The sequence below is a fragment of the Bacillus sp. FSL R9-9834 genome, from assembly GCF_038006905.1.
Classification (GTDB): Bacteria; Bacillota; Bacilli; order Bacillales; family Bacillaceae_G; genus Bacillus_A; species Bacillus_A pacificus.
The window spans coordinates 1533191-1559459 of the sequence record NZ_JBBOWD010000001.1; the positions used below are offsets into that span (position 1 = coordinate 1533191).

The window sequence follows — 26269 nt, forward strand, 5'->3', positions numbered from 1 at the left end:
CGAGGGAATCACGTTTTTTTTTGTTGAAGTATTAGAGTGAGGTGTTGTAAATGGGAGATGGAATGATGGAACGAGTAGAACAATTAGAAGAAAAGGTTAAGAGGTTAGAGGGAGAACTCGTAAAAACGAAGCAAGATCGAAAAGCAAGTACCGCTCGGGTGTTCGGAGAAGGATTATTATTTTTAATATTTGGTGCGGTTGTAGTAGGGCCGATTATCGCTTTTATATTGGTAATTATTAATTGGTTTGTTGAAAAATAAAATAAAAACAAAAAGAACGCTTGTTCTACACGAACAAACGTGCTATACTCTCCTTAGATAAACAAAACGGAAATGATTTTAAGGAGAGATAAATGATGAAAATGACAGTAGACCAAAGATTTATGATGCCAGCAGATGTTGTAGAACGAGTGGAAGTATTAAGAAACAAACAAAGTAAGCGCGGCACATTATTACAATCAGTAAATAAATTTTTCGGTTTAGATACGAAAGAAGATTGTGTTTGGTTTTACGGTTTTTATGGAGTTGCTGTAAGTATTTTATTATTTATGGTGTTCACATCAAATATTTTCGATTTTCTCTTTGCGTAAGAAATATGCTATAAGGACATTGCTACCGAATACATATATAAAGAAGTAAGGTAATCTTCTGAAGCGGGAGTTGGTAGTAATGGCGATGTTTCCTATAGAGCGTAACTATATTGGATATGGAAGTTCACGACCGGGTATTCCTCTTTCTAAAGTAAGGTTTATTGTAAGTCATGATACGGGGAATCCTGGTAGCAATGCGATTGGGAATCGGGATTATTTTAATGAAATACAGCCGAAAGCTTCGGCACATACATTTATAGATGACAAAACGATATTAGAAATTATTCCTATAAATGAAGTTGCCTACCATGTTCGATATGGTGTGCCGACAGATAATGACTTATATGGATATGATGCCAATAAGGCTGCCATTGGAGTGGAGCTTTGTTATGGCGGTGATGTTAACTTTTGGGAAGCATATACCCGTTTTACGTGGTATCATGCGTATTTATGTCAAAACTTCGGCTTGAATCCGAAAAAAGATATCGTATCACATAAAACACTTGACCCAGCTAGAAAGATTGATCCTGAAAATGTATTAGGGAAACAAGGTATTAAATTTCAGCAGTTTTTAGCAGATGTCTATCGGATGTACGTTTCGTTTAGATGACAAATATATGAAAAATGAATACAATAAAGATAGGTGCCTACTGCTGTAAGTAGGTTTTTTCTTGTTTTTATAAATAGTGTATTGGTAGAAGACTAGGAGTGAACCGAGTATGCAGAAAGAAACAGCTATTATAATTGGAGGCGGTCCGTGCGGATTAGCAGCAGCAATTTCGTTGCAAAAGGTAGGGATAAATCCGTTAGTAATTGAAAAAGGAAACATTGTAAATGCAATTTATAATTATCCAACTCATCAAACATTTTTCTCCTCTAGTGAAAAATTAGAAATTGGTGATGTAGCTTTTATTACAGAAAATCGTAAGCCTGTTCGAAATCAAGCGCTTGCGTATTATCGCGAAGTAGTAAAACGTAAATCTGTACGTGTAAATGCTTTTGAACGAGTGGAGAACGTTCAAAAAGATGGAGAAGCTTTTCAGGTTGAGACGACAAAGCGTGACGGAAGTAAAGAAGTATATATAGCGAAATATATTGTAGTAGCAACTGGATATTATGACAATCCAAATTATATGAATGTTCCTGGTGAGGAATTGAAGAAGGTAGCTCACTATTTTAAAGAAGGACATCCTTATTTTGATCGAGATGTAGTCGTTATAGGTGGGAAAAACTCGAGTGTAGATGCCGCTTTAGAGCTTGTGAAAGCTGGTGCGCGTGTAACGGTTTTATATCGCGGAAGTGAGTATTCACCAAGTATAAAGCCGTGGATTTTGCCAGAGTTTGAGGCGTTAGTCCGAAATGGTACAATTGACATGCATTTCGGAGCTCATGTGAAAGAAATTACTGAACATACATTAACGTATACAGTTGATGGCGAAGCATATACAATCCAAAATGATTTTGTATTTGCGATGACTGGTTACCATCCTGATCATAGTTTCTTAACAAAGATGGGTGTTCGGATTGATGAAGAGACAGGACGTCCAATTTATGCACAGGATACGATGGAAACGAACGCTGAAAATATTTTCATTGCAGGTGTAATTGCTGCTGGAAATAATGCAAATGAAATATTTATTGAGAACGGTCGATTTCATGGGGATGCGATTGCGCAAACCATTGCAACAAGAGAAATATAAAAAGAAGCTGTCGAAATAAACTTCGACAGCTTCTTTTTTAATCGTGCATAAACATGTTTTGGATTGCTTCATGAGAAGTTGTATTCTCTAATGCAACTAATAATTTAATACGTGCTTTTTGAGCGTTTAAACCGTATGTGAATACAATACCCATATCTTTTAATTGTTTGCCGCCACCTTCATATGAATATACATCTTGAACGATGCCATTGAAACAGCGAGAAACTAATACGACAGGAATTCCTTTATTTATTAGTCGCTCTAGACTAGGAAGTGTTCTTGGGGGTAAATTACCTTGTCCAAGCGCTTCAATAACAATCCCGTCTACCGGAAGATTTTCAATTGCTGCTAACAATGTATCGTCCATACCAGCGTACGCTTTTAGAACGACTACATTTTTAGAAACCTTATTTACTGAATATGTTTCGTGATGTACTAAAGCATGGTGGAATACAACACCACGTTTTGTTACCATACCAATTGGTCCATACTGTGGACTTTGGAATGTTGCTACATTACTTGTATGTGTTTTCGTTACGTTTGTAGCACAATGAATTTCGTCGTTTAATACGACTAAAACGCCTTTTTCGGCAGCTTCACTACTGCTAGCGACTTTTACAGCTGATAAGAAGTTATATAGACCATCAGCACCTAATTCATTGCTAGAGCGCATTGCGCCTGTTACAACGATCGGAATAGTTGCTTGTACTGTTAAATCTAAGAAATAGGCTGTTTCTTCTAATGTATCCGTACCATGCGTAATGACTACGCCATGAATGTTGTCTTGTTTTACTCTTTCATCAATGATGACTTGTAATTGTAACATTTCGCTCGGTGTCATATGAGGAGATGGTAGATGAAACACATCTTCAACGATTAAATCAACATCGCCTTCTAAATCCGGAATGAATTTTAAAAGAGGATTTTTTTCACCTGGTTGTACGACCCCAGTTTCTTTATCTTCCTCCATTGCAATTGTTCCACCTGTGTGTAAAACTAGGATTCTTTTCAATGCTTATACCCCTTTCAAGTAAAAAAATACATTTAGAACATAACATGTTTTGAGTAAATTCGACAATGGAAATGTATAAAAGTATGCCTCGAAAATGACAATAAAATGAAATGCTATATGTACGATGTATAAAATTACGAAACGAAATGTGCAAATACAGTATAGGAGGGAGCTATTACGTTGAAAAAGATGGAGAGAATGCTTATTCGTATATTAATAATACAATTCATTTGTCTTTCTGTTGTGCAATTGTTATTTATACATAAGTCATCAGTGAAATATTTATCTAAAATTGTTTATTATGAAGGTGTCATGGTAAAAAACAAAGCAGAAATCTTACGGGTGAATAGGTAGTTTTCATTTTCTTCTATGAAGGATTATGCTACAATAATTGAGGATTTAATGACGTGAAGCAAATGAGAAGAAGCAGGAGAATACCTGCTTTTCGTTTTGTTTTATAAGTGAAAAAATGAGGTGTTACAATGGATAAACGAATTTCAATTGCTATAGATGGTCCAGCAGCTGCTGGAAAAAGTACAGTTGCAAAAGTTGTAGCGAAGAAGCTTTCTTACGTTTATATTGATACAGGCGCAATGTATCGTACAATTACATATGCAGCCCTTGAGCAAAAAGTGGACATTGAAAATGAAGAGCAGTTAATGGAAGTTGTAAAAAATGTAAAAATTGAGTTTCAGCAAGGAGAAAATACACAACTTGTATTTTTAAATGGACAAGATGTTTCGGAAGTCATTCGTACACCTGAGGTGACGAATCGAGTATCAATTGTGGCAAAACATCGCCTTGTTCGTGAAGAAATGGTACGTCGTCAACAAGAGTTAGCAGAAAAAGGCGGCGTTGTAATGGATGGCCGTGATATTGGTACACATGTGTTACCAGATGCTGAAGTGAAGATCTTTATGCTTGCTTCTGTTGAAGAAAGAGCAGAGAGAAGACATTTAGAAAATATGAATAAAGGCTTCGATTCTAATTTAGAGCAGTTAAAAGAAGAAATTGCTCAGCGTGATAAATTAGATTCAGAACGTGAAGTTTCTCCTCTAAAAAAAGCTGATGATGCATTGGAATTAGATACAACTTCTTTATCAATTGAAGAAGTTGTCCAAAAGATTATGAGTATTGTTTCAGGAGTGTTTGCGAAATAAAGAAAGGGCATAGCCCCTTTCTTTTTTTATTTATGAAATGTAAAGGATACGTGAATTGTGAGTCTCTTTCCTTGACAAATAATCAGATTTGTAAGAAGTTAATAAAAGAAGGATAAAACTTTCAGAATATATTCGCTATTATATTTCAAAACATACTTTCTTCAAGATGATTTTGCTGTATACTATTTATATAGGTTTAATATATTTTCTAGTGAAATGTATGAAGCTTACGTATGTGATGATAAATTCTTAAACATGCAAATGAAAACAATTGTTTTCATTTCGTATATACATAAAAAATGCTTTGTCAATTCTGTAGGGAGGTATTTCCATGGTAGAGAAAATGAATGAAGAAGTTATGGATTCAAAAGAATTACAAGTTGGTGACGTTGTTACAGGTTCTGTAACGAAAGTTGAAGAGAAACAAGTGCTTGTAAATGTTGGATACAAAACAGATGGCGTAATTCCAATTAGTGAATTAGCTAACGTTCATATTGAAAAAGCAAGCGATGTTGTAGAATTAGATCAAATACTAGAATTAAAGATTATTAAATTAGAAGAAAATGATCTTGTCTTATCTAAACGTGCTGTTGATGCAGAAAAAGCATGGGTAGAATTACAAGAGAAATTTACTTCTGGTCACGTATTTGATGTTACCGTAAAAGATATCGTGAATGGTGGATTAGTTGTGGACCTTGGTGTTCGTGGGTTTATCCCAGCTTCACTTGTAGAAGTACATTATGTAGAAGATTTTACTGACTATAAAGGGAAAACATTAGCCGTGAAAATTGTTGAATTGGACCGTGAAAAAAATCGCGTGATTCTTTCGCATAAAGCGGTAGTAGAATTAGAACTAGATTCTAAGAAGAAAGAAGCAATTTCTTCATTAAAAGAAGGAGACGTTGTGGAAGGAACAGTACAACGACTAACGGATTTTGGTGCTTTCGTTAATGTTGGAGGTGTGGACGGTTTAGTTCATATTTCACAAATTTCACACGAACGTGTAGAGCAACCTTCTGAAGTATTAGAGCAAGGTCAAAAGGTAAAGGTGAAGGTGTTATCTGTGGATGCTGATACACAACGTATTTCTTTATCAATTAAAGCAGCTCAACCAGGACCTTGGGAAAATATTGCTGGTGAAGTAAAAGCTGGAGATATTCGTGAGGGAATAGTAAAACGTCTTGTTACATTTGGTGCATTCGTTGAAATTTTACCTGGCGTCGAAGGTCTTGTGCATGTATCTCAAATTGCAAATCGTCACGTAAAAAATCCAAATGAAGTATTGGAAATGGGACAAGAAGTAAAAGTGAAAGTACTTGAAGTTCATGTAGCAGAGAAACGTATTTCTTTAAGTATAAAAGAAGCGCTTGAGGAAAATAATGTAACTGAAGATTATAGTCAGTATGAACCGAATGCTGATTCTGCTACTTTCCAATTAAGTGACATTATTGGTGAACAACTGAAAAAATTAAAGAAATAAAGAGGGGTACAAGTGGTAAGGGCAAAACGTAAATTAGATCATATTGAATACGCTCTTTCTACTGGTCAGTCTCGTACGCATGGCTTTCATGATATTGATTTTGTGCATCAAAGCTTGCCAAATTCAAATTATGACACAATAACATGTGAAACAAAAATCGGCGAACTTTCACTAAGTTCGCCGATTTTTATCAATGCGATGACTGGTGGTGGAGGAGAGAAAACGTTACATATTAATGAGCAATTAGCATATGTAGCGAAACATCATAACCTTGCTATGGCTGTAGGTTCGCAAATGGCGGCGTTAAAAGATGAAAGTGAGGCAGCTTCTTATAAGATTATCAGAAAGGTAAATCCAAATGGTATTTTCTTTGCTAATTTAGGTAGTGAGGCAACTATCGAACAGGCAGAGCGTGCTGTTGATATGATTGAAGCGAATGCATTGCAAATTCATTTAAATGTCATACAAGAGTTAACGATGCCAGAAGGAGACCGTGACTTTACTGGTGTACTTCGGCGCATTGAGAAAATTGTTTTAAATAGTAAAGTTCCTGTCATTGTGAAAGAAGTTGGATTTGGGATGAGCAAGGAAACAATGCAACAGTTAGCGAGCATAGGTGTAACGGCAATTGATATTGGCGGACAAGGTGGTACGAATTTTGCTGCTGTTGAAAATGAAAGAAGACAGCGAATGCTTTCTTATTTTAATAACTGGGGCATACAAACAGCAACCTCGATTGTTGAAGCAACCTCTACAAATAATAACCTCTCTTTTATTGCATCTGGGGGTATACAAACAGCGCTTGACGTAGCGAAAGCAATCGCATTAGGGGCGAATACAACTGCTTTTGCTGGATACTTTTTACGCATTTTAATGCAAGATGGCATCGAGAAGTTAGTGGATGAAATTGATCTTCTACATACAGATTTGAAATTTATTATGACAGCTCTCGGTGCGAAGACGATAGAAGAGTTACAATCTGTACCTCTTGTTGTAAAGGGCGAAACGTATCATTGGTTAACGCAGCGTGGAATTGATACGACGCATTATAGTAGGAGATAAAAAATCAACCGTTTGGTTGATTTTTTTGTTTTCTATTCATTTTAGTAATATAAAGTGAGGGATAGAATTGATATTCTAGAAAAATGAAATAATTCCTATATATAAACAGTATCTTGTAAAATTTGCGACTGAAAAATGTAGATAATGTGCCATTGAATTATTGCAGAAGGCTTAATTTTGCTAAGAAAAATAGGTATGGATAAAAATAAAGTTTAGAAAGATTTGTATGTGAAATGTTATTTCAATATGAATAGAAATTATGAAGAAATATGTAAAAGACGGTTTCGTACAATATCGAAACCGTCTTTTTGTATTCATTAGTGCTGATTCTGTTTTCGAGCTTGCTCAGGTGTATCAAGTCCAGTTGCACCCGGATATTGTAGTGATTGGTCACGGTCAGATTCAACGCGGCGTGATTCTCTTAGTTTTCGTTCTTGACGATCTTTACCCATAATGAATAGCACCTCCTTATTAAAAGTGTTGCTGTTATATGAAAAAACTATGCGCGAAGAAAGTGGATTAACTTTCATAAAAAGTTCCCATAATGGAAAACATAGGAGGTGAAATGATGGAAGGGAGTACTTTTTATTTTGTAGCTTGGATAGGGTGGATTGTCGTAACGTTTTTTATGAAAAAGGACTCTATTCGGTGGAAGATAAGCGCCTGTATATTGATTTTTATTATTTGTTCTCCGTTACATGTAACGATTGCTTCATTCACGGTATCAGTAAATGCACTTTTACTTTCTGGTATAGCTTTTATAGGGCTCACGCTCTATTCTATTTGGAAAAAATTATATAGCTTACTTTCGGCACTTATTATTGCAATGTTATATACAAGTTTTCATTTGTTAGAAGTATATGATCCAATTTGGATTGTGGTGGACAGGTTGTTTTTGTTAAGTAGTGCTCTTGTATATGCATCCGTTTTATTACATGAGGATCGCATATTACGACTATGTTCTCTTTATATAGGAATGTTGCAGGGAGAATTGTTTGTGACAATTATTTTTCGGAAACTGCATTTTCCTTACGATTACGGTAGTTTAGCGTTTTTTGATATCGTTGCTGTTTCTACATTATTCATAGCAATTTTATTTTGGATTGCGAAGGTCTCCGTACACATGGAACAGTTTAAGAGGAAAACACGTAAAAGAAAGGCGAGGGTAATACATGATTGAATATACACCGGCCATTTTATGCGGCGTAATAGCAGGGACAGTAACGAGAGTGCTTATGCTCCGGACAGATACGCGGCAATATCCGACGAGGCTCCACGGGAAAATTATTCATATTGCGATGGGGTTAATTGCGGCAGCTTTAGGAGCGATTGCGATTCCGTCTATATTGAAAAAAGATTTTTCTGCCATTACGTTTCTTACGTTAGCAGCAACACAGTTTCGTGATGTGCGTAATATGGAAAGAAATACATTGCAACAATTAGATGGTTATGAGCTTGTACCGCGTGGGAATACATATATTGAAGGAATTGCATTAGTTTTTGAAAGTCGCAACTATTTGGCGATGTTAACGTCGTTTGTAACGACGTTTGCTTATATAGGGTTCCGTTCATGGATTGCTGGAGTAGTTATGGCTATCATCGCATTTTTTATCGCGAAAAAATTAATGTCTGGTAAGAGGCTGCATGATCTTGTTGATATCGAGCATGTTCCACTTCGTTTTGAAGGAGCGGGGCTGTATATTGATAATATTTACATTATGAATATTGGATTGCCAGCAAGACAAGAGGAAATTATGAAGTATGGAATGGGTTTTATTTTAAGACCGAAATCAATTGATGCGATGGTGACAATCTCTAACTTAGGACAACGACAAGCTATTTTACATGATGTTTCTGTTGCTTTAGGAATTTATAGAGATTCTGGTACGCCGGCACTTGTACCGTTAGCAAAGCGTGATTTAGAGGATGGCAGGGTTGGAATCTTTGTCTTGCCACAAGATCAAGATGCGGAGAAAGCAATAGGTGTCATAGGGAACGTGCCGACGTTAGAAAGTGCTGTTCATATGTCATCGGAAGCTCCGAAAGGAAGGGGAGATAAGAGATGATGTTAGAAAGTGTAATTCTTGCAGTTATTACAACGACCCCGGAGAAATTTGCTGGTGGTGCTCCTCTGTTTACTTGTGAATCTAAAGAGGAATTAGAATTTGTTGCAAATAATTTAGAGGCAATTCTAGATGGCATTGCGCATCGCTTACAAGAGAATGTATATATTATTGTGAAACATTAGCAACGTGTGTTATAATGTGAGGTGTTTTGATACGTTGAGAAATATTCTGGAATGCAAATCCCTTCTTGCACAAAGAAGGGTTTTTTACATAATAAACAGAAGCAAGTTGAAAGGATGAAAGTATATGCCGAAACCAGTAATAGCAATAGTAGGCCGCCCGAACGTAGGGAAATCTACTATTTTCAATAGAATTGTTGGAGAGAGAGTTTCAATCGTAGAAGATATTCCAGGTGTAACGCGCGATCGTATTTATAGCGCTGGAGAATGGTTAAATCATGAATTTAACATTATTGATACAGGTGGAATTGATATTGGAGACGAGCCATTTTTGACACAAATTCGTCAACAAGCTGAAGTAGCAATTGATGAAGCGGATGTTATCATTTTTATGACAAATGGTCGTGACGGTGTAACAGCAGCTGATGAAGAAGTTGCGAAAATATTATATCGTTCAAATAAACCGGTTGTACTTGCAGTAAATAAAGTGGACAATCCGGAAATGCGCAGTGATATTTATGATTTCTATGCATTAGGATTTGGTGAACCATTCCCAATTTCAGGTACACATGGATTAGGATTAGGTGACTTATTAGACGAAGCTGCACAGCATTTTCCAAAGATTGAAGAAGACGGATATGATGAAGATACAATTCGTTTCTCTTTAATTGGCCGTCCAAACGTAGGGAAATCATCACTTGTAAATGCTCTTCTTGGTCAAGAGCGTGTAATTGTTAGTAATGTAGCAGGAACAACTCGTGATGCGGTCGATACACCATATAGTAAAGATGGGAAAGATTATGTAATTATCGATACAGCTGGTATGCGTAAAAAAGGGAAAGTGTATGAAAGTACAGAAAAGTATAGTGTACTTCGTGCACTAAGAGCGATTGAACGTTCTGACGTTGTTTTAGTCGTTTTAGACGGTGAAGAAGGAATTATTGAACAAGATAAAAAAATCGCTGGATACGCTCATGATTCAGGGCGAGCTGTCGTTATCGTTGTAAACAAATGGGACGCAGTGAAAAAAGACGAGAAAACAATGAAAGCATTTGAAGAAAACATCCGTGCTCATTTCCAATTTTTAGATTACGCACCGATTGTGTTCTTATCTGCGAAAACGAGAAAACGTACACAAACGCTAATACCGGTTATCGATGAGGTAAATGAAAGTCATAGTATCCGTATTCAAACGAATGTATTAAATGATGTAATTATGGATGCGGTAGCGATGAATCCAACGCCAACGCATAACGGTAGTCGTCTGAAGATTTTCTATGCAACACAAGTTGCGGTAAAACCACCAACATTTGTTGTGTTTGTAAACGATCCAGAACTATTGCATTTCTCATATGAGCGTTTCTTAAAGAATCGTTTACGTGAATCATTTGGCTTTGTGGGAACGCCGATTCACATTATCGCTAGAGCAAGAGACTAATGGAGAGGATGTGATTTTATGACAAAAATCACAGTAGTTGGAGCAGGTAGCTGGGGAACAGCGTTAGCGATGGTATTAGCTGACAATGGGCATGATGTACGTATTTGGGGAAATCGTTCTGAACTTATGGATGAGATTAATACAAAACATGAGAATAGTCGATATCTTCCGGGAATTACATTGCCAAGCACAATCGTAGCCTACTCTTCTTTAGAAGAAGCATTAGTAGATGTAAATGTAGTACTGCTTGTAGTACCAACGAAAGCGTATAGAGAAGTACTACAAGATATGAAGAAATATGTAGCGGGTCCGACTACTTGGATTCATGCAAGTAAAGGAATTGAACCTGGTACGTCAAAACGTATTTCGGAAGTGATTGAGGAAGAAATTCCAGAGGACTTAATTAAAGATGTTGTTGTACTATCTGGACCGAGTCATGCTGAAGAAGTTGGGTTACGTCAGGCGACAACTGTTACGTCTGCAGCAAAGCGTATGGAAGCGGCTGAGGAAGTACAAGATTTGTTTATGAATAGTTATTTCCGTGTATACACAAATCCAGATATCGTTGGAGTTGAACTTGGTGGTGCGTTAAAAAATATTATCGCATTAGCTGCTGGGATAACTGATGGTCTTGGATTAGGTGATAATGCGAAAGCGGCATTAATGACGCGTGGTTTAACGGAGATTGCTCGTTTAGGAAGAAAAATGGGTGGAAATCCGTTAACGTTTGCTGGTCTAACTGGTATGGGGGACTTAATTGTAACTTGTACAAGTGTCCATAGCCGAAATTGGCGTGCTGGGAATTTGCTTGGAAAAGGACACTCTTTAGAAGAAGTGTTAGAAAGCATGGGTATGGTTGTGGAAGGTGTAAGAACAACGAAAGCTGCGCATGAATTGGCAGAGAAAATGGAAGTGGAAATGCCGATTACAGCTGCTTTATATGACGTCTTATTCAATGGGAATAATGTAAAAGATGCAGTAGGCTCATTAATGGGGCGTGTTCGAAAACATGAAGTGGAAGCTATACCTGACTTACTTTAAAGAAAAGCGACAGAAGTACAATTGTACTTCTGTCGCTTTTTATTTTTTTGGGTCTTTTCACCATTTTTTTATTTTTGCATAGGATGAAGAGTAACTTGAGGAGAGGGTGAAAAGAATGGATAACAACATTTTTAATAACATTGAAAAAGAAGCGAAAGTGAATAAAGAAGATATTTTTAAATTAGCATCATCTGTACAAAATGCGAATTTACGTGATGAGACTGTACTTCGTCAATTGATTCATCAAGTGGCTCTTATGGCAGGACGTGAAGTGCCGAAAGAACAAGAGGATCAAATTGTAAAAGCGATTATTAACAATAATATGCCGACAGATTTTGGCTCGTTAAGCAAAATGTTTAAAAAATAAAATATGAGAAACAAAGAGTTTGTAGATTGCATATGATAGCCATGAAAGTATGGGAATAGAGCTGTTTTGGGCATATTTGGTCAACCGAAGCGAGTGATACACTCGCTTCGGTTTTATTTTTATCTAGACTGGTGGAAAATGCTGAAAAACCTATTGATTAAAACTACATATTCTCGATTTGTAGTAAAATGTTCTTTTTTGTATTTGTTTAAAGATTTTAATTTGTTAAAATAGTATAAAAATAGATTGATAAAAAGGGGTGTGTATATGTCGGAAGGGCTAATAAAAATGTGGTTTGCTTTAGGGGCAATTGGATTTATGTTTTTTGCAGTAAGTTTTATTTTGCTAAGCAGATATAAAATAAAGAATAAATTTTTGAAAGGGATTACAGCGTTGGTAGCGTACACCCTTATGATTGTATCAGGAATTGTTATTTTTCTTGTTGTATTTAGTGGACCTGTACAGCAGTAAAGGGAATGGTACGGAGCGAGTTATATTAGTATGAAAAGGTGATTGCTAGTGAAAAAAGTCCATATTATTTTAATATTTTGTTGTATGAGCATTTTAACAGGATGTCTGTATCCAAAAGAAAATATGAAACAAAATGCTGTGCCTTATGAAGATCAGCTGCAGGTCGTTCAAAAAGCTGTTGCGACATTTAAGGAGCAAAATGACGGGATATTGCCAATTAAGACGCGGGATATGAATACGCCTATTTATCAAAAATATCCAATCGATTTTCAAAAGATTTCTCCGCGTTACATACAAGAAGCGCCAGGGAATGCCTATGAAAGCGGGGGAGTATATCAATACGTATTAATAGACGTTGAAACAAACCCGACAGTAAAGTTAATTGATGTGAGGATGGCTGAACAAATTCAGCAATTATCATTAAAGCTTAGGATGTATCGAGATGAACATCAATATCCACCTTTTAAAAAGGTAATTTCAGATGGTGTGTATGAATTAGATTTCAAAAAACTTGGATATAAAGATGTACCGCAAGTGACAAGTCCGTATTCTGGTAAAGGACTTCCGTTTGTAATTAACGAAAAGGGAGAAATTTATGTTGATTATAGAATCGACTTATATGAAGCGCTGAAAAAAAACGAAGGACAATTTAAGGAGGGGGAAGATATTCGGAATATACTTTCGAAAGATTCTCCATTTGTACCTGCGTATTCTTTACCGTATACGGTAAAGAATGGAGAACCAATTTTTTTAAAATCATAAGTCATGAACCTTTCTTTTAGTGAATAAGTTCTAGAAGAAAGGTTTTTTATGTTACACAACTTGCGATGCAAACAAAAGGTATTTTTTTAATAGTCATATGAAATTGGACAAAATTATATGATATATTGTCCGAACTTCTAGAATACCATTATATTATATCAGATATTATAGGCAACGTTAGAGAAGGTATTAGTTGACTATAAACGTGGAATTATTCCCAAAAATATTGAGGGAGGGAATCACTTGGAAAAGGTAGATATTTTTAAAGATATTGCGGAACGCACAGGCGGTGATATTTATTTTGGAGTTGTAGGAGCTGTTCGAACAGGAAAATCAACATTCATCAAAAAATTTATGGAACTTGTAGTTATTCCTAATATTGAAAATGAGTCTGACCGTCAAAGAGCGCAGGATGAACTACCTCAAAGTGCTGCTGGCCGTACAATCATGACGACGGAACCGAAGTTTGTTCCAAACCAAGCGGTTTCTATCGAAGTAGATGAAGGTCTTGAAGTGAATATTCGATTAGTAGATTGCGTCGGATATACAGTTCCAGGAGCAAAAGGCTATGAAGATGAGAATGGCCCGCGCATGATTAATACTCCTTGGTATGAAGAACCTATTCCATTCCATGAAGCTGCAGAAATCGGAACACGGAAAGTAATTCAAGAACATTCAACAATTGGTGTTGTAATTACAACAGATGGAACGATTGGTGAAATTCCAAGAAGAGATTATATAGAGGCAGAAGAACGCGTCGTAAATGAGCTAAAAGAAGTCGGAAAACCTTTCATTATGATCATTAACACTGTACAGCCGTATCATCCAGATACAGAGCAATTGCGCCAAAGCTTATCTGAAGAATATGATATCCCAGTCATTGCGATGAGTGTTGAAAGTTTAAGAGAAACAGATGTATACAATGTACTTCGAGAGGCGTTATTTGAGTTCCCTGTTTTAGAAGTGAATGTGAACCTTCCGAGCTGGGTAATGGTGCTAAATGAAGGGCATTGGTTACGCCAAAGTTATCAAGAAGCCGTTCAAGAGACTGTGAAGGATATAAAACGTCTTCGTGATGTAGACCGTGTCGTATGGCAGTTTAGTCAGTATGAATTTATTGATCGAGCGAGCCTAGCTGGCATTGATATGGGGCAAGGCGTAGCAGAGATTGATCTATATGCACCAGATGAATTATATGATCAAATTTTAAAAGAAGTAGTAGGGGTAGAAATTCGAGGGAAAGATCATTTATTGAAGCTTATGCTCGATTTATCTCATGCGAAAATAGAATATGATCAAGTGGCGGATGCCCTGCGTATGGTAAAACAAACAGGATATGGTGTAGCGGCGCCTGCGTTAGCTGATATGAGCTTAGATGAGCCAGAAATTATTCGTCACGGTTCAAGGTTTGGTGTGAAATTAAAAGCGGTAGCACCATCTATTCACATGATTAAAGTTGATGTGGAGTCCACGTTTGAGCCAATTATTGGTACTGAAAAACAAAGTGAAGAACTAGTTCGTTACTTAATGCAAGATTTTGAAGATGATCCATTATCAATTTGGAATTCTGATATATTTGGACGTTCGCTGAGCTCGATTGTTCGGGAAGGTATTCAAGCGAAACTATCTTTAATGCCAGAAAATGCGAGATATAAATTAAAAGAAACGCTAGAAAGAATTATTAATGAAGGATCTGGCGGATTAATCGCGATTATATTATAAGAAAAAATCCCTCTCATCGTAGAGGGATTTTTTAAATTTTCGCATACAAAATAGGAAAATAAACAGCCATTATCTAATATATTGTTGTAAATTGTCAAGTTTCATCAGATTTTCACATTTTAAGAGTAACAATTTCCTTAAAAATATTGAATTATAAAGGAGAATCGTATAATATAGGCGTTGATAATGATTTATCTACATCTTTGTAGTATAGAATTTGTAAAAATTGCCTACAAATGAAAGTAAGACTCATTTTATGATCATTATACAGTCTTATCTTTGGGAGGAGGTGAATGGCATGAACAAGACAGATTTAATCAATGCTGTTGCAGAAGCAAGTTCCCTTTCTAAAAAGGACGCAACAAAAGCAGTAGACGCTGTTTTTGATTCTATCTTAGAAGCTTTAAAACAAGGTGATAAAGTACAACTGATCGGATTCGGTAACTTCGAAGTTCGTGAGCGTGCGGCTCGTAAAGGTCGTAACCCACAAACAGGTGAGGAGATTGAAATCGCTGCAAGTAAAGTACCTGCATTCAAACCTGGTAAAGCGTTAAAAGATGCGGTTAAATAATCCTTACATATTAACAGGGAAGAAGAGTTTCCTTTTAGGAAACTCTTCTTTTTGCTTTTAAAAACATAAATATGCTAGAATGTGTTCGTATCACTTTTAGGTTTTCGGGAGGGCTAGCGGATGGCAAAAGTTAATTTAGAACAAATTGAACATGCAGTACGTCTTATTTTAGAGGCAATCGGAGATGACCCAAATCGTGAGGGAGTACTTGATACACCAAAGCGTGTTGCAAAAATGTACGCAGAAGTGTTCTCAGGTATGCATGAAGATCCGAAAGAACATTTGCACAAAGTGTTCGGAGAAGATCACGAGGAGCTTGTACTAGTAAAAGATATACCGTTTTATTCGATGTGTGAGCATCATTTAGTTCCATTCTATGGAGTTGCTCACGTTGCATATATTCCGCAAGGCGGAAAAGTGACAGGGTTAAGTAAATTAGCTCGTACTGTAGATACAATTGCACGTCGTCCACAACTGCAAGAACGTATTACATCAACAGTAGCGAACTCTATTATGGAAGTACTAGAGCCGCATGGTGTAATGGTAGTAGTAGAAGCGGAACATATGTGTATGACGATGCGTGGTGTGAAAAAGCCAGGTGCAAAAACAGTAACAACAGCAGTACGTGGTGTACTAGAAAATGATGCTGCAGCACGTAGTGAAATTTTATCTTTTATTAAAACGAAGTAAAGAAAAGTGGGAAACTGCTTTTCTTTTTTTTTTTTTTTTTAATAAATGATATAGTTTTAGCAAGGCAGAGTGAGAATAGAAAGGCTACTTAAAAGAATAGAAGATGTTATGTAGTTCGATAGAAGTTTGGAAAGAGTAGCCAAGTTTTGGTTATAGAAAATAGAGTGTATGTGTTATAATAAGTTTTATGAATTAGAAAACAAGGGTGATTTTTGTGTGTGACATCTACGGAGGGTATGCGGGTATAAGAGAGAAATTGATGGTGAAATTACGCCATCCTTATTTTATAAACTATATTGAAGAACCATTTATTGATGAAGAGAAAATAGCATTGTTATATGGTGCTTTAAAAGGTGCAAATTTACATATAAAACAAATTGAGCATTATGTAGTGACGATTATGCTTGTGCAAATTGCGCTTGATACACATGAAAGAGTATCGAATAAAGTAGGGGAAGAAGCGAATGAATCGCATAAGCGCCGCCAGTTAACAGTGCTTGCTGGTGATTATTATAGCGGGTTATATTATTACTTATTATCTATGAATCGTGATATTGTTTTAATTCGTGCGCTTGCTGAAGGAATTAAAGAAATTAATGAACACAAAATAATGTTATATCAAAAAGCGCATAAAACGATGGATGACATACTGGAAAGTGTAGTAACGATTGAGTCTGCACTTTTGCAAAAAACATGTGATCATTTTCATTTATCGCATTGGAAATCGTTTATAACATATGTATTAGGGAAAAATCGTCTCCAAAAAGAATGTGAATTACATGTTGAAAAACAGCATTCACCTGTTTTTCAAGCGGTTCAAGAGATTTTGAACGATAAAGCGGATGCAGAAACAGTTATGAATGGATGGATGATGGAACTCGGAAAGAAAGAAAATCAATTTTTAGAAAATCACACAGATATAAGCGAAATAAACTCTGTGTTAAGAGATAAATCGAAGACATAAGCAATTTTACATTGGAAGAAGGTACGAGCATGCAACAATCAAAAGAAGAAAGAGTACATGATGTATTTGAGAAAATCTCTGATAAATACGATGTAATGAATTCTGTAATTAGTTTTCAAAGGCATAAAGCGTGGCGTAAAGAGACGATGCGCATTATGGATGTAAAACCAGGTAGTAAAGCGCTTGATGTTTGCTGCGGGACAGCGGACTGGACAATTGCGCTAGCTGAAGCAGTGGGTGAACAGGGCAAGGTTGTTGGTTTAGACTTCAGTGAAAATATGTTATCTGTTGGTAAGCAAAAGGTAGAGGCTTTACAATTAAAACAAGTAGAACTTCTACACGGAAATGCAATGGAACTTCCATTTGAAGATAACACATTTGATTATGTAACGATTGGATTTGGTTTACGTAACGTACCGGATTATATGCACGTATTAAAAGAAATGACGCGTGTAGTAAAACCGGGTGGAAAAGTAATTTGTTTAGAAACATCTCAACCAACAATGATTGGTTTTCGACAAGGTTATATTTTATACTTTAAATATATCATGCCGTTATTTGGAAAGTTATTTGCGAAAAGTTATAAAGAATATTCATGGCTGCAAGAATCTGCTAGTACATTCCCAGGTATGAAAGAATTGGCTAATATGTTCGAAAAAGCTGGACTTGAACGTGTGCAAGTGAAGCCATTTACTTTTGGGGTAGCAGCGATGCATTTAGGTATGAAACCAGAATCAAAATAGAAAAAAGAAGTTTTAGGTTAAGGTGAACAATATGAAGTTACAACTTATGTACTCTTTTTTACGATCGGATATTAATGTGATAGAAAAAGAATTAAAAAAGACAGTTGCTTCTGAACAGCCATTAGTAGAAGAGGCGGCATTACAACTTATTGAAGCTGGTGGGAAGCGAATTCGTCCTGTATTTGTGTTGCTTGCAGGGAAATTTGGAGATTATAAGTTAGACGCAATTAAGCATGTAGCTGTTGCGTTAGAACTTATTCATATGGCTTCTCTTGTTCACGATGATGTTATTGATGCCGCGTTTTTACGACGTGGTAGTGCAACTGTGAATGCGAAATGGGGAGATCGTATTGCCATGTATACAGGGGACTATTTATTCGCTAAGTCTCTTGAATGTATAACGAATATTGAAATTCCAGAGGCACATCAGGCTCTATCGCATACCATTTTAGAAGTTTGTAAAGGTGAAATCGAACAAATTAAAGATAAGTATGACTATGACCAAAATTTAAGAACATATTTAAGAAGAATAAAGCGAAAAACCGCATTATTAATTGCTGCAAGTTGCCAACTAGGAGCAATTGCTGCTGGCGCTAATCGTGATACAGTAAGTCGTCTGTTTTGGTATGGCTATTTCGTAGGGATGTCGTATCAAATTATTGATGATATTTTAGACTTCGTTTCCACAGAAGAGAAACTTGGAAAACCTGCTGGTGGTGATTTATTGCAAGGAAACATTACGCTTCCTGCTCTATATGCTATGGAAGATCCGGTTCTTTGTAAGAAAATCAAATCTGTACATGAAAATACAACAGCGGACGAAATGAAAGAAATTATTGAGGCTGTAAAAAATAGTGATGCTATTGATAAAGCATTTGCGTTTAGTGAACGTTATTTACATAAAGCATTAGAAATTATAAAACCACTCCCACGTGGACAAGCAAAGTATGCATTACAAAATGTAGCAAAGTATATTGGGAAACGAAAATTTTAGTGTTTTTTCTAAAAAATAAAATAATCTCTCTATTTCAAAACTATTGCACAATTGTGATAAGGGTGTTAATATGTGTGTGGGGATATACAATTACATACATAATTCAGAAGTGGAGAGATTTTTTATGGAAAAAACATTTCTAATGGTTAAACCAGACGGTGTACAACGTGCCTTCATTGGGGAAATTGTAGCTCGTTTTGAGAAGAAGGGCTTTCAATTAGTTGGTGCAAAATTAATGCAAGTCACTCCGGAAATTGCTGGACAACATTATGCTGAGCACACAGAGAAACCTTTCTTTGGTGAATTAGTAGACTTTATTACATCTGGCCCTGTATTTGCAATGGTATGGCAAGGTGAAGGTGTAGTAGATACAGCTCGTAACATGATGGGTAAAACAAGACCACATGAAGCAGCTCCTGGAACAATTCGTGGAGATTTCGGTGTAACTGTTGCGAAAAATATTATCCATGGTTCTGATTCGTTAGAAAGTGCAGAGCGCGAGATTGCTATTTTCTTTAAAGAAGAAGAATTAGTTGACTACTCAAAATTAATGAATGAATGGATTTACTAATTATTTTGAAATAATTTGTAAACGCTTTAATCACTGTGATAATAGTAGAAAGTGCAAGGAGAATAGGGGTATTCTTCTTGCACTTTTTTTATTTCTATTAGTTACGAAGTTAGAGCTGTTATGATATATTGATATGTAAAGTAACGGCCTATCGGAGAATAAGCGAATGGCTGATGTATTCATAACTCTTTCATATTTTTAGAGTAATGAAAGATAATATTATTGCTTAATATAGCGAGATAAATACATATACGAAAAGAGGAATAACGTATGCGATATATTACAGCTGGTGAATCTCATGGTCCACAACTTACAACGATTATAGAAGGTGTTCCGGCCGGACTACCATTAGTAGCGGATGATATAAATGAAGAGTTAGCTAGAAGGCAAAAGGGATATGGGCGCGGTAGACGCATGCAAATTGAAACAGATCAAGTGCAAATTGTAAGTGGTGTTAGACATGGAGAGACATTAGGTTCTCCAATTGCGCTTGTTGTCGAAAACCGTGATTTTGCACATTGGACAAAAATTATGGGTGCAGAGCCGTTAACGGAACAAGAAGAAAAAGAAATGAAAAGGAAAGTAACAAAACCAAGACCTGGACATGCTGATTTAAATGGTGCGATTAAATATGGTCATAGAGATATGAGAAATGTACTGGAACGTTCTTCGGCTCGCGAAACGACAGTACGTGTTGCTGCTGGTGCGGTTGCTAAAAAAGTGTTGGCGGAACTTGGTATTGCAGTAGCAGGCCATGTAATTGAAATTGGTGGTGTACAGGCTAAGGAGACTACGTATCGTTCAATTGAAGAATTAAAAAGTATTACAGAAGCATCACCTGTACGTTGTTTAGATGAAGAAGCTGGTAATCAAATGATAAAAGCAATTGATGATGCGAAATCAAATGGTGATTCAATTGGTGGCATCGTTGAAGTAATTGTGGAAGGAATGCCGATTGGAGTAGGAAGCTATGTGCATTATGATCGAAAACTAGATGCAAAATTAGCAGCCGCAATGATGAGCATTAATGCTTTTAAAGGTGTTGAGATTGGAATTGGTTTTGAAGCAGCGCATAGACCGGGCAGCGAAGTTCATGATGAAATTGTGTGGAATGAAGAGCATGGATATACAAGAAGAACAAATAACGCGGGTGGCTTAGAAGGCGGTATGACGACTGGAATGCCAATTGTTGTACGCGGTGTGATGAAACCGATACCTACACTATATAAACCGTTGCAAAGTGTCGATATTGATACGAAAGAGCCTTTTACAGCAAGTATTGAACGTTCAGATAGTTGTGCTGTTCCAGCAGCTAGTGTCGTTGCAGAAGCGGTTGTAGCTTGGGAATTAGCCACAGCTCTAATAGAACAATTCGGATTAGATCGTATGGACCTTATTCGTGAAAATATTGAGAGACATAATGAATATGCGAGGGGATTTTAATGGGAAACATACATATTCAAACGAAATCAAAAGAATATGATGTATATGTAGGGAAAGAATCGTTGTCACATTTGACAACGATTGTTCAAAATATGAAGCCATCTGTATCAAACATCATGATTATTTCAGATGAAGCTGTTGCATCTTTACATTTACAGACGGTTGTAGATGCGTTGCAAATAGAGCAAAAAGTATTTTCATTCGTTGTACCGAGTGGTGAAAAAGAGAAGTCCTTTGAAAATTTCTATGCGGCTCATACGTCAGCTCTTGAAAATAAATTAGATAGAAATTCTTTAATTATCGCACTTGGAGGCGGGATGATTGGAGACTTAGCTGGTTTTGTTGCTGCGTCATTTATGCGTGGAATTCGCTTTGTTCAAGTTCCGACGACTTTATTAGCTCACGATAGCGCAGTAGGTGGGAAAGTAGCAATCAATCATCCGTTAGGTAAAAATATGATAGGTGCATTCCATCAACCAGAAGCAGTCGTATATCATACACCGTTTTTACAGTCTCTTCCTGAAAAAGAGTGGCGCTCAGGTTATGCAGAAGTGATAAAACATGCTCTAATTGGTGATGTAAAACTATATCATTGGCTAAAAGAAGAAGTGCAAACATTAGCAGATCTTCGTGATGAGAAATTAATCCACATATTAACGAAGGCGATTCCTGTAAAGGCAAACATTGTAGCACAAGATGAAACAGAAAAAGGTGTACGTGCTCATTTGAACTTTGGACATACGTTAGGTCATGCTCTTGAAAAAGAACTAGGATACGGAAATATTACTCACGGTGACGGAGTAGCGGTTGGAATGTTATTTGCTATATTCTTAAGTGAGCAAGTGTATAAGGTTAATCTTGCTTATGAAGAGATGAAGCAGTGGTTTTTAAAGTACGGTTATCCAAAAATGCCAAGTGATTTGAATGTAGAACGCCTCGTCGGGTTGATGAAACAAGATAAGAAAGCGAATGCTGGAGCAATTCATATGGTACTTATGCAGGAATATGGGGTAGTGAATGTCGTATCTATTCCAGATGAGACTGTTCATATTGCGTTAGAGGCATTTCAAAAGGATATGGTTTAAGAGCTAAGGGGTGCTTGTTTCAAGGTGTCCTCGTAATAGTGACGGTTAAGATAAACGATTGCAGTGAGAGATTATAACCTCATTGTAATCGAATTGAATAAAACGACTGGGGGAAGAAAAATGAGAGTAAAAGAACAATTGTTAACTTTGAGAGCGTATGTGCCTGGGAAAAATATTGAAGAAGTAAAAAGGGAATATGGATTATCAAAAATTGTGAAATTAGCATCGAACGAAAATCCATTCGGTTGCTCAGCGCGTGTAACAGAAGCATTAACTTCTTTAGCGAGCCAATATGCCCTTTATCCAGATGGATATGCCTTTGAACTTCGGACAAAAGTAGCGGAACATTTAGGTGTAAAAGCAGAACAACTACTATTTGGTAGTGGATTAGATGAAGTCATTCAAATGATTAGCCGTGCATTACTACACGAAGGAACAAATGTTGTAATGGCGAATCCGACATTCTCGCAATACCATCACCATGCTGTTATTGAAGGAGCAGAAGTTCGTGAAGTACCACTTAAAGATGGCATTCATGATTTAGATGCGATGCTAGAGCAAGTAGATGATAAAACGAAGATCGTATGGATTTGTAATCCGAATAATCCGACAGGTACATATGTAGAGAAACAAAAATTACTTTCATTTTTAGAATCAGTTCCTAAGTCAGCGCTCGTTATTATGGACGAGGCATATTATGAATATGCGGGGGCGGAAGACTATCCGCAAACGTTGCCACTTCTTGGAAAGTATGGAAATCTTATGATTTTACGCACGTTTTCAAAAGCATACGGTTTAGCCGCTTTCCGTATTGGGTATGCGGTTGGTAATGAGCAGTTAATTGGGCAATTAGAAGTAGCAAGGTTACCATTTAATACATCGACTGTAGCGCAATCTGTAGCACTCGCTGCTTTAGAAGATCAAGCATTTTTACAAGAATGTGTGAAAAAGAATGAAGAAGGTTTACATCAGTATTATGCATTTTGTAAGGAATATAACGTATTCTATTATCCATCTCAAACAAATTTCATTTTCTTAAAGCTCGGTATTCCTGGTAATGAGGCTTTCGAACGATTAATGAAGAAAGGCTATATCGTTCGTTCTGGTGCTGCATTTGGTATACATGATGGCATTCGTATTACTGTCGGTTTGAAAGAAGAAAATGATGAAATTATAGAACTGTTGAAAGAGCTTGTAAACGAGCAAGTAAAGAAAGAAGAAACATACTCTTAAGAGTTTGTAAAGGCTCCTAATATAGGAGTCTTTTTTATTTAAATAAAGAAGAACTGTAAAGAGTTCGTGCGGGCTAATAATTCATAAGGGGAGTTATTTGCACGGTCATAAAAGAAAACGGTACAATAGAAAGTAGTAATGCGGTATCGGTGTCATATTTGAATCGTTATCAGTGAAAGTACAAGAAGAAGTATGCTCATTCTAAAGGTTGCGTTCTTACACCTAGTTGCTTATGATAAAGTGAAACTTTAATTAGTAGGGGGATGTTTATCCCCCGCTGATTATTAGTTGAACCAATCGGGCTTTTACGGGCAGTTGACCCAAAAACTAACTTCTTTGCCTTAGCTGAATTTTGAGGTGGGGTCTTACTGCCCGTTAATAGCGGGGGAAATGAACAGAAAAGAATATTTTTTAGAATTAAAGGAGACGTTTATGCAAAAGTTTGAACAAGTTGTTTCATATATTGAAAATGGTGAAGCGGAAAAAGGATTACAATTATTAAAAGAACAATTAAAAATTGCGAATGATGAAGAGAAGTATGATATCGCTCGCTATTATCATACACTTGGATTTACGGATGAAGCGTTAGCTATTACAGAAGACTTACGTTTATTGTATCCAGAGGAAAGTGAATTCACTGTATTTTTAGCAGAATTATATATTGATCTAGACAAAGAAGATGAAGCGATTGAAGTGCTTCATGATATTCCAGAAAATGATGATTTATATGTTCAATCGTTATTACTTGTTGCGGATTTATTCCAAATGCAAGGTTTCGATGATGTAGCAGAACAAAAACTATTAAAGGCGAAAGAAATGATGCCTGACGAGCCTGTCATTACGTTTGGATTAGCAGAGTTATATAGTAGTAAAGGTGAAGAACAAAAGGCAATCACTTATTATGAGTCGCTATTAGCGGAACATAAAGTAATGGGTGGTGTTGTCATTGCGCTACGCCTTGGAGAAACGTTAAGCGCGATTGGAAATTGGGAAGAGGCGATTTCTTACTACGAAGCAGGTTTAGAGGAACAAAAAGATATTCACTCATTATTTGGATATGCCTTCACGTTATACCAAGGTGAAGAATACCAACGAGCAATTGGTGCTTGGCAAGAACTGAAAGAATTAGATCCTGAGTATGCATCGCTTTACATGTATTTAGCGAAAAGCTATGAAAAAGAAGGGATGCTTCAAGAAAGCTATGAAACACTTCATGAAGGAATTAAAGTAGATGAGCTTTCTGTACCATTTTATGTAGAATTAGCAAACATTGCAGCGAAATTAGGGAAAATTGCGGAAGCAGAGGAAGTACTTCAAAAAGCGCTTGAGTTAGATCCAGGACATTTAGGTGCAACATTAAAATATGCGTACATCTTAAAGGAACAAGAAAAATATGAAGAGTTAATCGCTGTTGTAGAGCGTGCAATTGATAGCGGAGAACCAGATACACAACTACTTTGGGATCTTGCATTTGCAAAAAAACAATTAGAAATGTATTCGGATGCATTAAAACACTATGAAAGTGCATATACTTCTTTTAAGAATCATCCAGACTTCTTGGAAGAGTACGGTTATTTCTTATTGGAAGAAGGTATGCGAAAAGAGGCGAAAGAAGTATTTACTCAGTTAATACAACTAGACCCGACACAAATTCATATTGAAGAATTGTTATATAATTTAGAGGATTTTTCATAAGTTGGAAGGAAACTGAATGCCGCTTCTTGAATCTAAAAAGAAAAGAGAAAGACAGAGGAGGGACTTAATTGCTATGAATACCCCTGTTTCTGTAAACGAGAAGAAGGATTTTGTAAAATGGTTTTTGAATAATTACCAACTGAAACAGCGTGAATGTGTATGGATTTTGAATTATTTAATGAGTCACGACCAATTGATGCATAAAGTCCACTTCGTAGAGCATGCAAAATATTGTCCGCGTGGCTTAGTAATGTCCGCGAATTGTGTAAAAGATACACCGTTTCACTTTTTTAAACAAAATGTTATGACAACAGATGCTGAAAAATCGTTTCATGATATTCGTTTAAATCGAGATGAGGATATTTATATTCAACTCAATTTTAAATCATCGTTTCAAAATGCCAACTATGTAGCTGTATTAGAAGAAAACCCGTATTTACCAAAGCACATTGAAGTAAATGAAAAAGATCGTTTACTTGCAGAAAGGTTTTTAGAAGAAAGTGTATTTTCTTTTAGAAGAGAACGTCTTCTAAAGCAAATTGATGAAGCGCTGGATAAGCAAGATAAGGAAGCGTTTCATAGGTTAACAGCGGAGTTAAAGATGTTATAAAATTCATTTGGATTCATAAAATTTTACAAATTTCAGACTTTTTAAGAAAAACTACCTTAATATAGGTAGTTTTTCTTTTTTTACCTCTTTTAGTATGGTTTAATATATATAAAGTGAAAGTTCTGTCATTTCCAGGTGAGGGAGGGAAGAAATTTGAAATGGATTGTAAAAGATGTGGAGCAGTTTGAGCAAGCAAGAGAATATGTAGATACGGGTGTTATACCACTTTTATCAATTTCAGCAGCAAAAGAAATGAAAACGGTAGTAGAACAAGGCGAATTTATCGAATTGTTGAGTATGGAGCTAGAAAGAGAATATAAAGGAAGAGTGCTTTTACTACCTGCATTTACGTATCTAGTAGAAAGTCAAAAAAACGAAAAAGGCCGTTTGCAAGAATGGACAAATCATTTGAGAAAGCAAGGTTTTAAGCATATTGCTTATGTTACAAGTGATTTTTCATGGAAAGAAGATATGCAAGAATTGCAGGGAGATTTATTTTGGTTTCCTTCATTAGCGTTAGAACAATTTAGTGATCAAGCGAAAAGAGAAGTGATTCATGCACATATAAAAAATATAATGGTAATGTTAGAAGAAAAATGGGGAAAACAATAATAAACAGAA

At 36.3% G+C, this 26269-nt stretch carries 31 protein-coding genes; 29 read left to right on the plus strand and 2 right to left on the minus strand.

Annotated features, from left to right (window positions below):
* Positions 1-50: 50 nt before the first annotated feature.
* The 4 genes from MKY00_RS08040 (at position 51) to MKY00_RS08055 (ending at position 2289) form a co-directional block, all read left to right on the plus strand.
* Positions 51-260 carry a hypothetical protein gene (locus tag MKY00_RS08040; RefSeq protein WP_016717011.1) on the plus strand — a complete coding sequence of 70 codons (210 nt, stop codon included), beginning with the start codon at positions 51-53 and terminating at the stop codon, positions 258-260.
* A gap of 92 nt (positions 261-352) precedes the next feature.
* Positions 353-589 (plus strand): DUF3961 domain-containing protein, encoded by a 237-nt coding sequence (locus MKY00_RS08045; RefSeq protein WP_001983018.1) that lies wholly within the window; start codon positions 353-355, stop codon positions 587-589.
* A gap of 79 nt (positions 590-668) precedes the next feature.
* A complete protein-coding gene (locus MKY00_RS08050; RefSeq protein ID WP_001240643.1) occupies positions 669-1199 on the plus strand; it encodes a peptidoglycan recognition protein family protein in 531 nt (176 codons plus the stop codon).
* Between the two features lie 109 nt (positions 1200-1308).
* Positions 1309-2289 carry a YpdA family putative bacillithiol disulfide reductase gene (locus MKY00_RS08055; RefSeq protein ID WP_016717012.1) on the plus strand — a complete coding sequence of 327 codons (981 nt, stop codon included), beginning with the start codon at positions 1309-1311 and terminating at the stop codon, positions 2287-2289.
* A gap of 37 nt (positions 2290-2326) precedes the next feature.
* Here MKY00_RS08055 and ansA read toward each other — a convergent pair whose 3' ends face one another.
* On the minus strand, positions 2327-3301 hold the full coding sequence (gene ansA / locus MKY00_RS08060) for an asparaginase (protein ID WP_000822020.1): 975 nt from the start codon (positions 3299-3301) through the stop codon (positions 2327-2329).
* A 180-nt stretch (positions 3302-3481) separates the two neighbouring features.
* Between ansA and MKY00_RS08065 the strand changes: the two genes are divergently transcribed.
* From MKY00_RS08065 to MKY00_RS08080, 4 genes are all read left to right on the plus strand, one after another.
* Positions 3482-3655, plus strand: a complete 174-nt coding sequence (locus MKY00_RS08065) for a YpfB family protein (protein ID WP_014893178.1) — start codon at positions 3482-3484, stop codon at positions 3653-3655.
* A gap of 128 nt (positions 3656-3783) precedes the next feature.
* A complete protein-coding gene (gene cmk / locus MKY00_RS08070; protein ID WP_000361265.1) occupies positions 3784-4461 on the plus strand; it encodes a (d)CMP kinase in 678 nt (225 codons plus the stop codon).
* Positions 4462-4792: 331 nt separating this feature from the next.
* The gene (gene rpsA, locus MKY00_RS08075; RefSeq protein WP_000229551.1) at positions 4793-5941 is read left to right on the plus strand and encodes a 30S ribosomal protein S1; all 1149 of its coding nucleotides are present in this window, start codon (positions 4793-4795) and stop codon (positions 5939-5941) included.
* Positions 5942-5953: 12 nt separating this feature from the next.
* Positions 5954-7003 (plus strand): type 2 isopentenyl-diphosphate Delta-isomerase, encoded by a 1050-nt coding sequence (locus tag MKY00_RS08080; protein ID WP_000251031.1) that lies wholly within the window; start codon positions 5954-5956, stop codon positions 7001-7003.
* Between the two features lie 317 nt (positions 7004-7320).
* On the opposite strand, the gene MKY00_RS08085 is transcribed toward MKY00_RS08080, so the two are convergent.
* Positions 7321-7455 carry a YpzI family protein gene (locus MKY00_RS08085; protein WP_000513900.1) on the minus strand — a complete coding sequence of 45 codons (135 nt, stop codon included), beginning with the start codon at positions 7453-7455 and terminating at the stop codon, positions 7321-7323.
* A gap of 116 nt (positions 7456-7571) precedes the next feature.
* Between MKY00_RS08085 and MKY00_RS08090 the strand changes: the two genes are divergently transcribed.
* The 21 genes from MKY00_RS08090 to MKY00_RS08190 all read left to right on the plus strand — a co-directional run bounded on the left by MKY00_RS08090 (position 7572) and on the right by MKY00_RS08190 (position 26260).
* Positions 7572-8183 (plus strand): YphA family membrane protein, encoded by a 612-nt coding sequence (locus MKY00_RS08090; protein WP_061184008.1) that lies wholly within the window; start codon positions 7572-7574, stop codon positions 8181-8183.
* Positions 8176-9069: a YIEGIA family protein gene (locus tag MKY00_RS08095; RefSeq protein WP_000575281.1), complete on the plus strand. Its 894-nt coding sequence runs from the start codon at positions 8176-8178 to the stop codon at positions 9067-9069. The genes MKY00_RS08090 and MKY00_RS08095 overlap by 8 nt, the downstream gene beginning before the upstream one ends.
* A complete protein-coding gene (locus MKY00_RS08100) occupies positions 9066-9251 on the plus strand; it encodes a capping complex subunit for YIEGIA (RefSeq protein WP_000979051.1) in 186 nt (61 codons plus the stop codon). The genes MKY00_RS08095 and MKY00_RS08100 overlap by 4 nt, the downstream gene beginning before the upstream one ends.
* A gap of 124 nt (positions 9252-9375) precedes the next feature.
* Positions 9376-10686 carry a ribosome biogenesis GTPase Der gene (gene der, locus MKY00_RS08105; protein WP_001125892.1) on the plus strand — a complete coding sequence of 437 codons (1311 nt, stop codon included), beginning with the start codon at positions 9376-9378 and terminating at the stop codon, positions 10684-10686.
* Positions 10687-10704: 18 nt separating this feature from the next.
* Positions 10705-11727: an NAD(P)H-dependent glycerol-3-phosphate dehydrogenase gene (locus tag MKY00_RS08110; protein ID WP_000161775.1), complete on the plus strand. Its 1023-nt coding sequence runs from the start codon at positions 10705-10707 to the stop codon at positions 11725-11727.
* A gap of 115 nt (positions 11728-11842) precedes the next feature.
* Positions 11843-12094: a stage VI sporulation protein F gene (locus tag MKY00_RS08115; RefSeq protein WP_000369754.1), complete on the plus strand. Its 252-nt coding sequence runs from the start codon at positions 11843-11845 to the stop codon at positions 12092-12094.
* Positions 12095-12361: 267 nt separating this feature from the next.
* A complete protein-coding gene (locus tag MKY00_RS08120; RefSeq protein WP_001288995.1) occupies positions 12362-12565 on the plus strand; it encodes a DUF2768 domain-containing protein in 204 nt (67 codons plus the stop codon).
* Between the two features lie 48 nt (positions 12566-12613).
* On the plus strand, positions 12614-13327 hold the full coding sequence (locus MKY00_RS08125; protein WP_049113550.1) for a hypothetical protein: 714 nt from the start codon (positions 12614-12616) through the stop codon (positions 13325-13327).
* 243 nt (positions 13328-13570) lie between these two features.
* Positions 13571-15049 (plus strand): stage IV sporulation protein A, encoded by a 1479-nt coding sequence (spoIVA, locus tag MKY00_RS08130; RefSeq protein WP_000416519.1) that lies wholly within the window; start codon positions 13571-13573, stop codon positions 15047-15049.
* A 298-nt stretch (positions 15050-15347) separates the two neighbouring features.
* Positions 15348-15620: an HU family DNA-binding protein gene (locus MKY00_RS08135; protein WP_001043860.1), complete on the plus strand. Its 273-nt coding sequence runs from the start codon at positions 15348-15350 to the stop codon at positions 15618-15620.
* A gap of 120 nt (positions 15621-15740) precedes the next feature.
* Positions 15741-16310, plus strand: coding sequence for a GTP cyclohydrolase I FolE (folE, locus tag MKY00_RS08140; protein WP_001151482.1), 570 nt, complete (start codon positions 15741-15743; stop codon positions 16308-16310).
* Positions 16311-16524: 214 nt separating this feature from the next.
* Positions 16525-17274 carry a heptaprenyl diphosphate synthase component 1 gene (locus tag MKY00_RS08145; RefSeq protein ID WP_016717014.1) on the plus strand — a complete coding sequence of 250 codons (750 nt, stop codon included), beginning with the start codon at positions 16525-16527 and terminating at the stop codon, positions 17272-17274.
* A gap of 29 nt (positions 17275-17303) precedes the next feature.
* Positions 17304-18017 (plus strand): 2-heptaprenyl-1,4-naphthoquinone methyltransferase, encoded by a 714-nt coding sequence (gene menG, locus MKY00_RS08150; protein WP_001187662.1) that lies wholly within the window; start codon positions 17304-17306, stop codon positions 18015-18017.
* A 31-nt stretch (positions 18018-18048) separates the two neighbouring features.
* The gene (gene hepT / locus MKY00_RS08155) at positions 18049-19011 is read left to right on the plus strand and encodes a heptaprenyl diphosphate synthase component II (RefSeq protein ID WP_000776070.1); all 963 of its coding nucleotides are present in this window, start codon (positions 18049-18051) and stop codon (positions 19009-19011) included.
* A gap of 124 nt (positions 19012-19135) precedes the next feature.
* Positions 19136-19582, plus strand: a complete 447-nt coding sequence (gene ndk, locus MKY00_RS08160; protein ID WP_000415885.1) for a nucleoside-diphosphate kinase — start codon at positions 19136-19138, stop codon at positions 19580-19582.
* 270 nt (positions 19583-19852) lie between these two features.
* Complete coding sequence (aroC, locus tag MKY00_RS08165) at positions 19853-21025, plus strand: chorismate synthase (RefSeq protein WP_016717015.1); 1173 nt, start codon at positions 19853-19855, stop codon at positions 21023-21025.
* On the plus strand, positions 21025-22110 hold the full coding sequence (gene aroB / locus MKY00_RS08170) for a 3-dehydroquinate synthase (RefSeq protein ID WP_016717016.1): 1086 nt from the start codon (positions 21025-21027) through the stop codon (positions 22108-22110). The genes aroC and aroB overlap by 1 nt, the downstream gene beginning before the upstream one ends.
* A gap of 120 nt (positions 22111-22230) precedes the next feature.
* A complete protein-coding gene (gene hisC, locus MKY00_RS08175; RefSeq protein ID WP_016717017.1) occupies positions 22231-23343 on the plus strand; it encodes a histidinol-phosphate transaminase in 1113 nt (370 codons plus the stop codon).
* A gap of 432 nt (positions 23344-23775) precedes the next feature.
* On the plus strand, positions 23776-25038 hold the full coding sequence (locus MKY00_RS08180) for a tetratricopeptide repeat protein (protein ID WP_016717018.1): 1263 nt from the start codon (positions 23776-23778) through the stop codon (positions 25036-25038).
* A 73-nt stretch (positions 25039-25111) separates the two neighbouring features.
* Complete coding sequence (locus tag MKY00_RS08185) at positions 25112-25648, plus strand: ReoY family proteolytic degradation factor (RefSeq protein WP_001095923.1); 537 nt, start codon at positions 25112-25114, stop codon at positions 25646-25648.
* Positions 25649-25783: 135 nt separating this feature from the next.
* Positions 25784-26260 carry a YpiF family protein gene (locus MKY00_RS08190; RefSeq protein WP_116733345.1) on the plus strand — a complete coding sequence of 159 codons (477 nt, stop codon included), beginning with the start codon at positions 25784-25786 and terminating at the stop codon, positions 26258-26260.
* Positions 26261-26269: the final 9 nt, after the last annotated feature.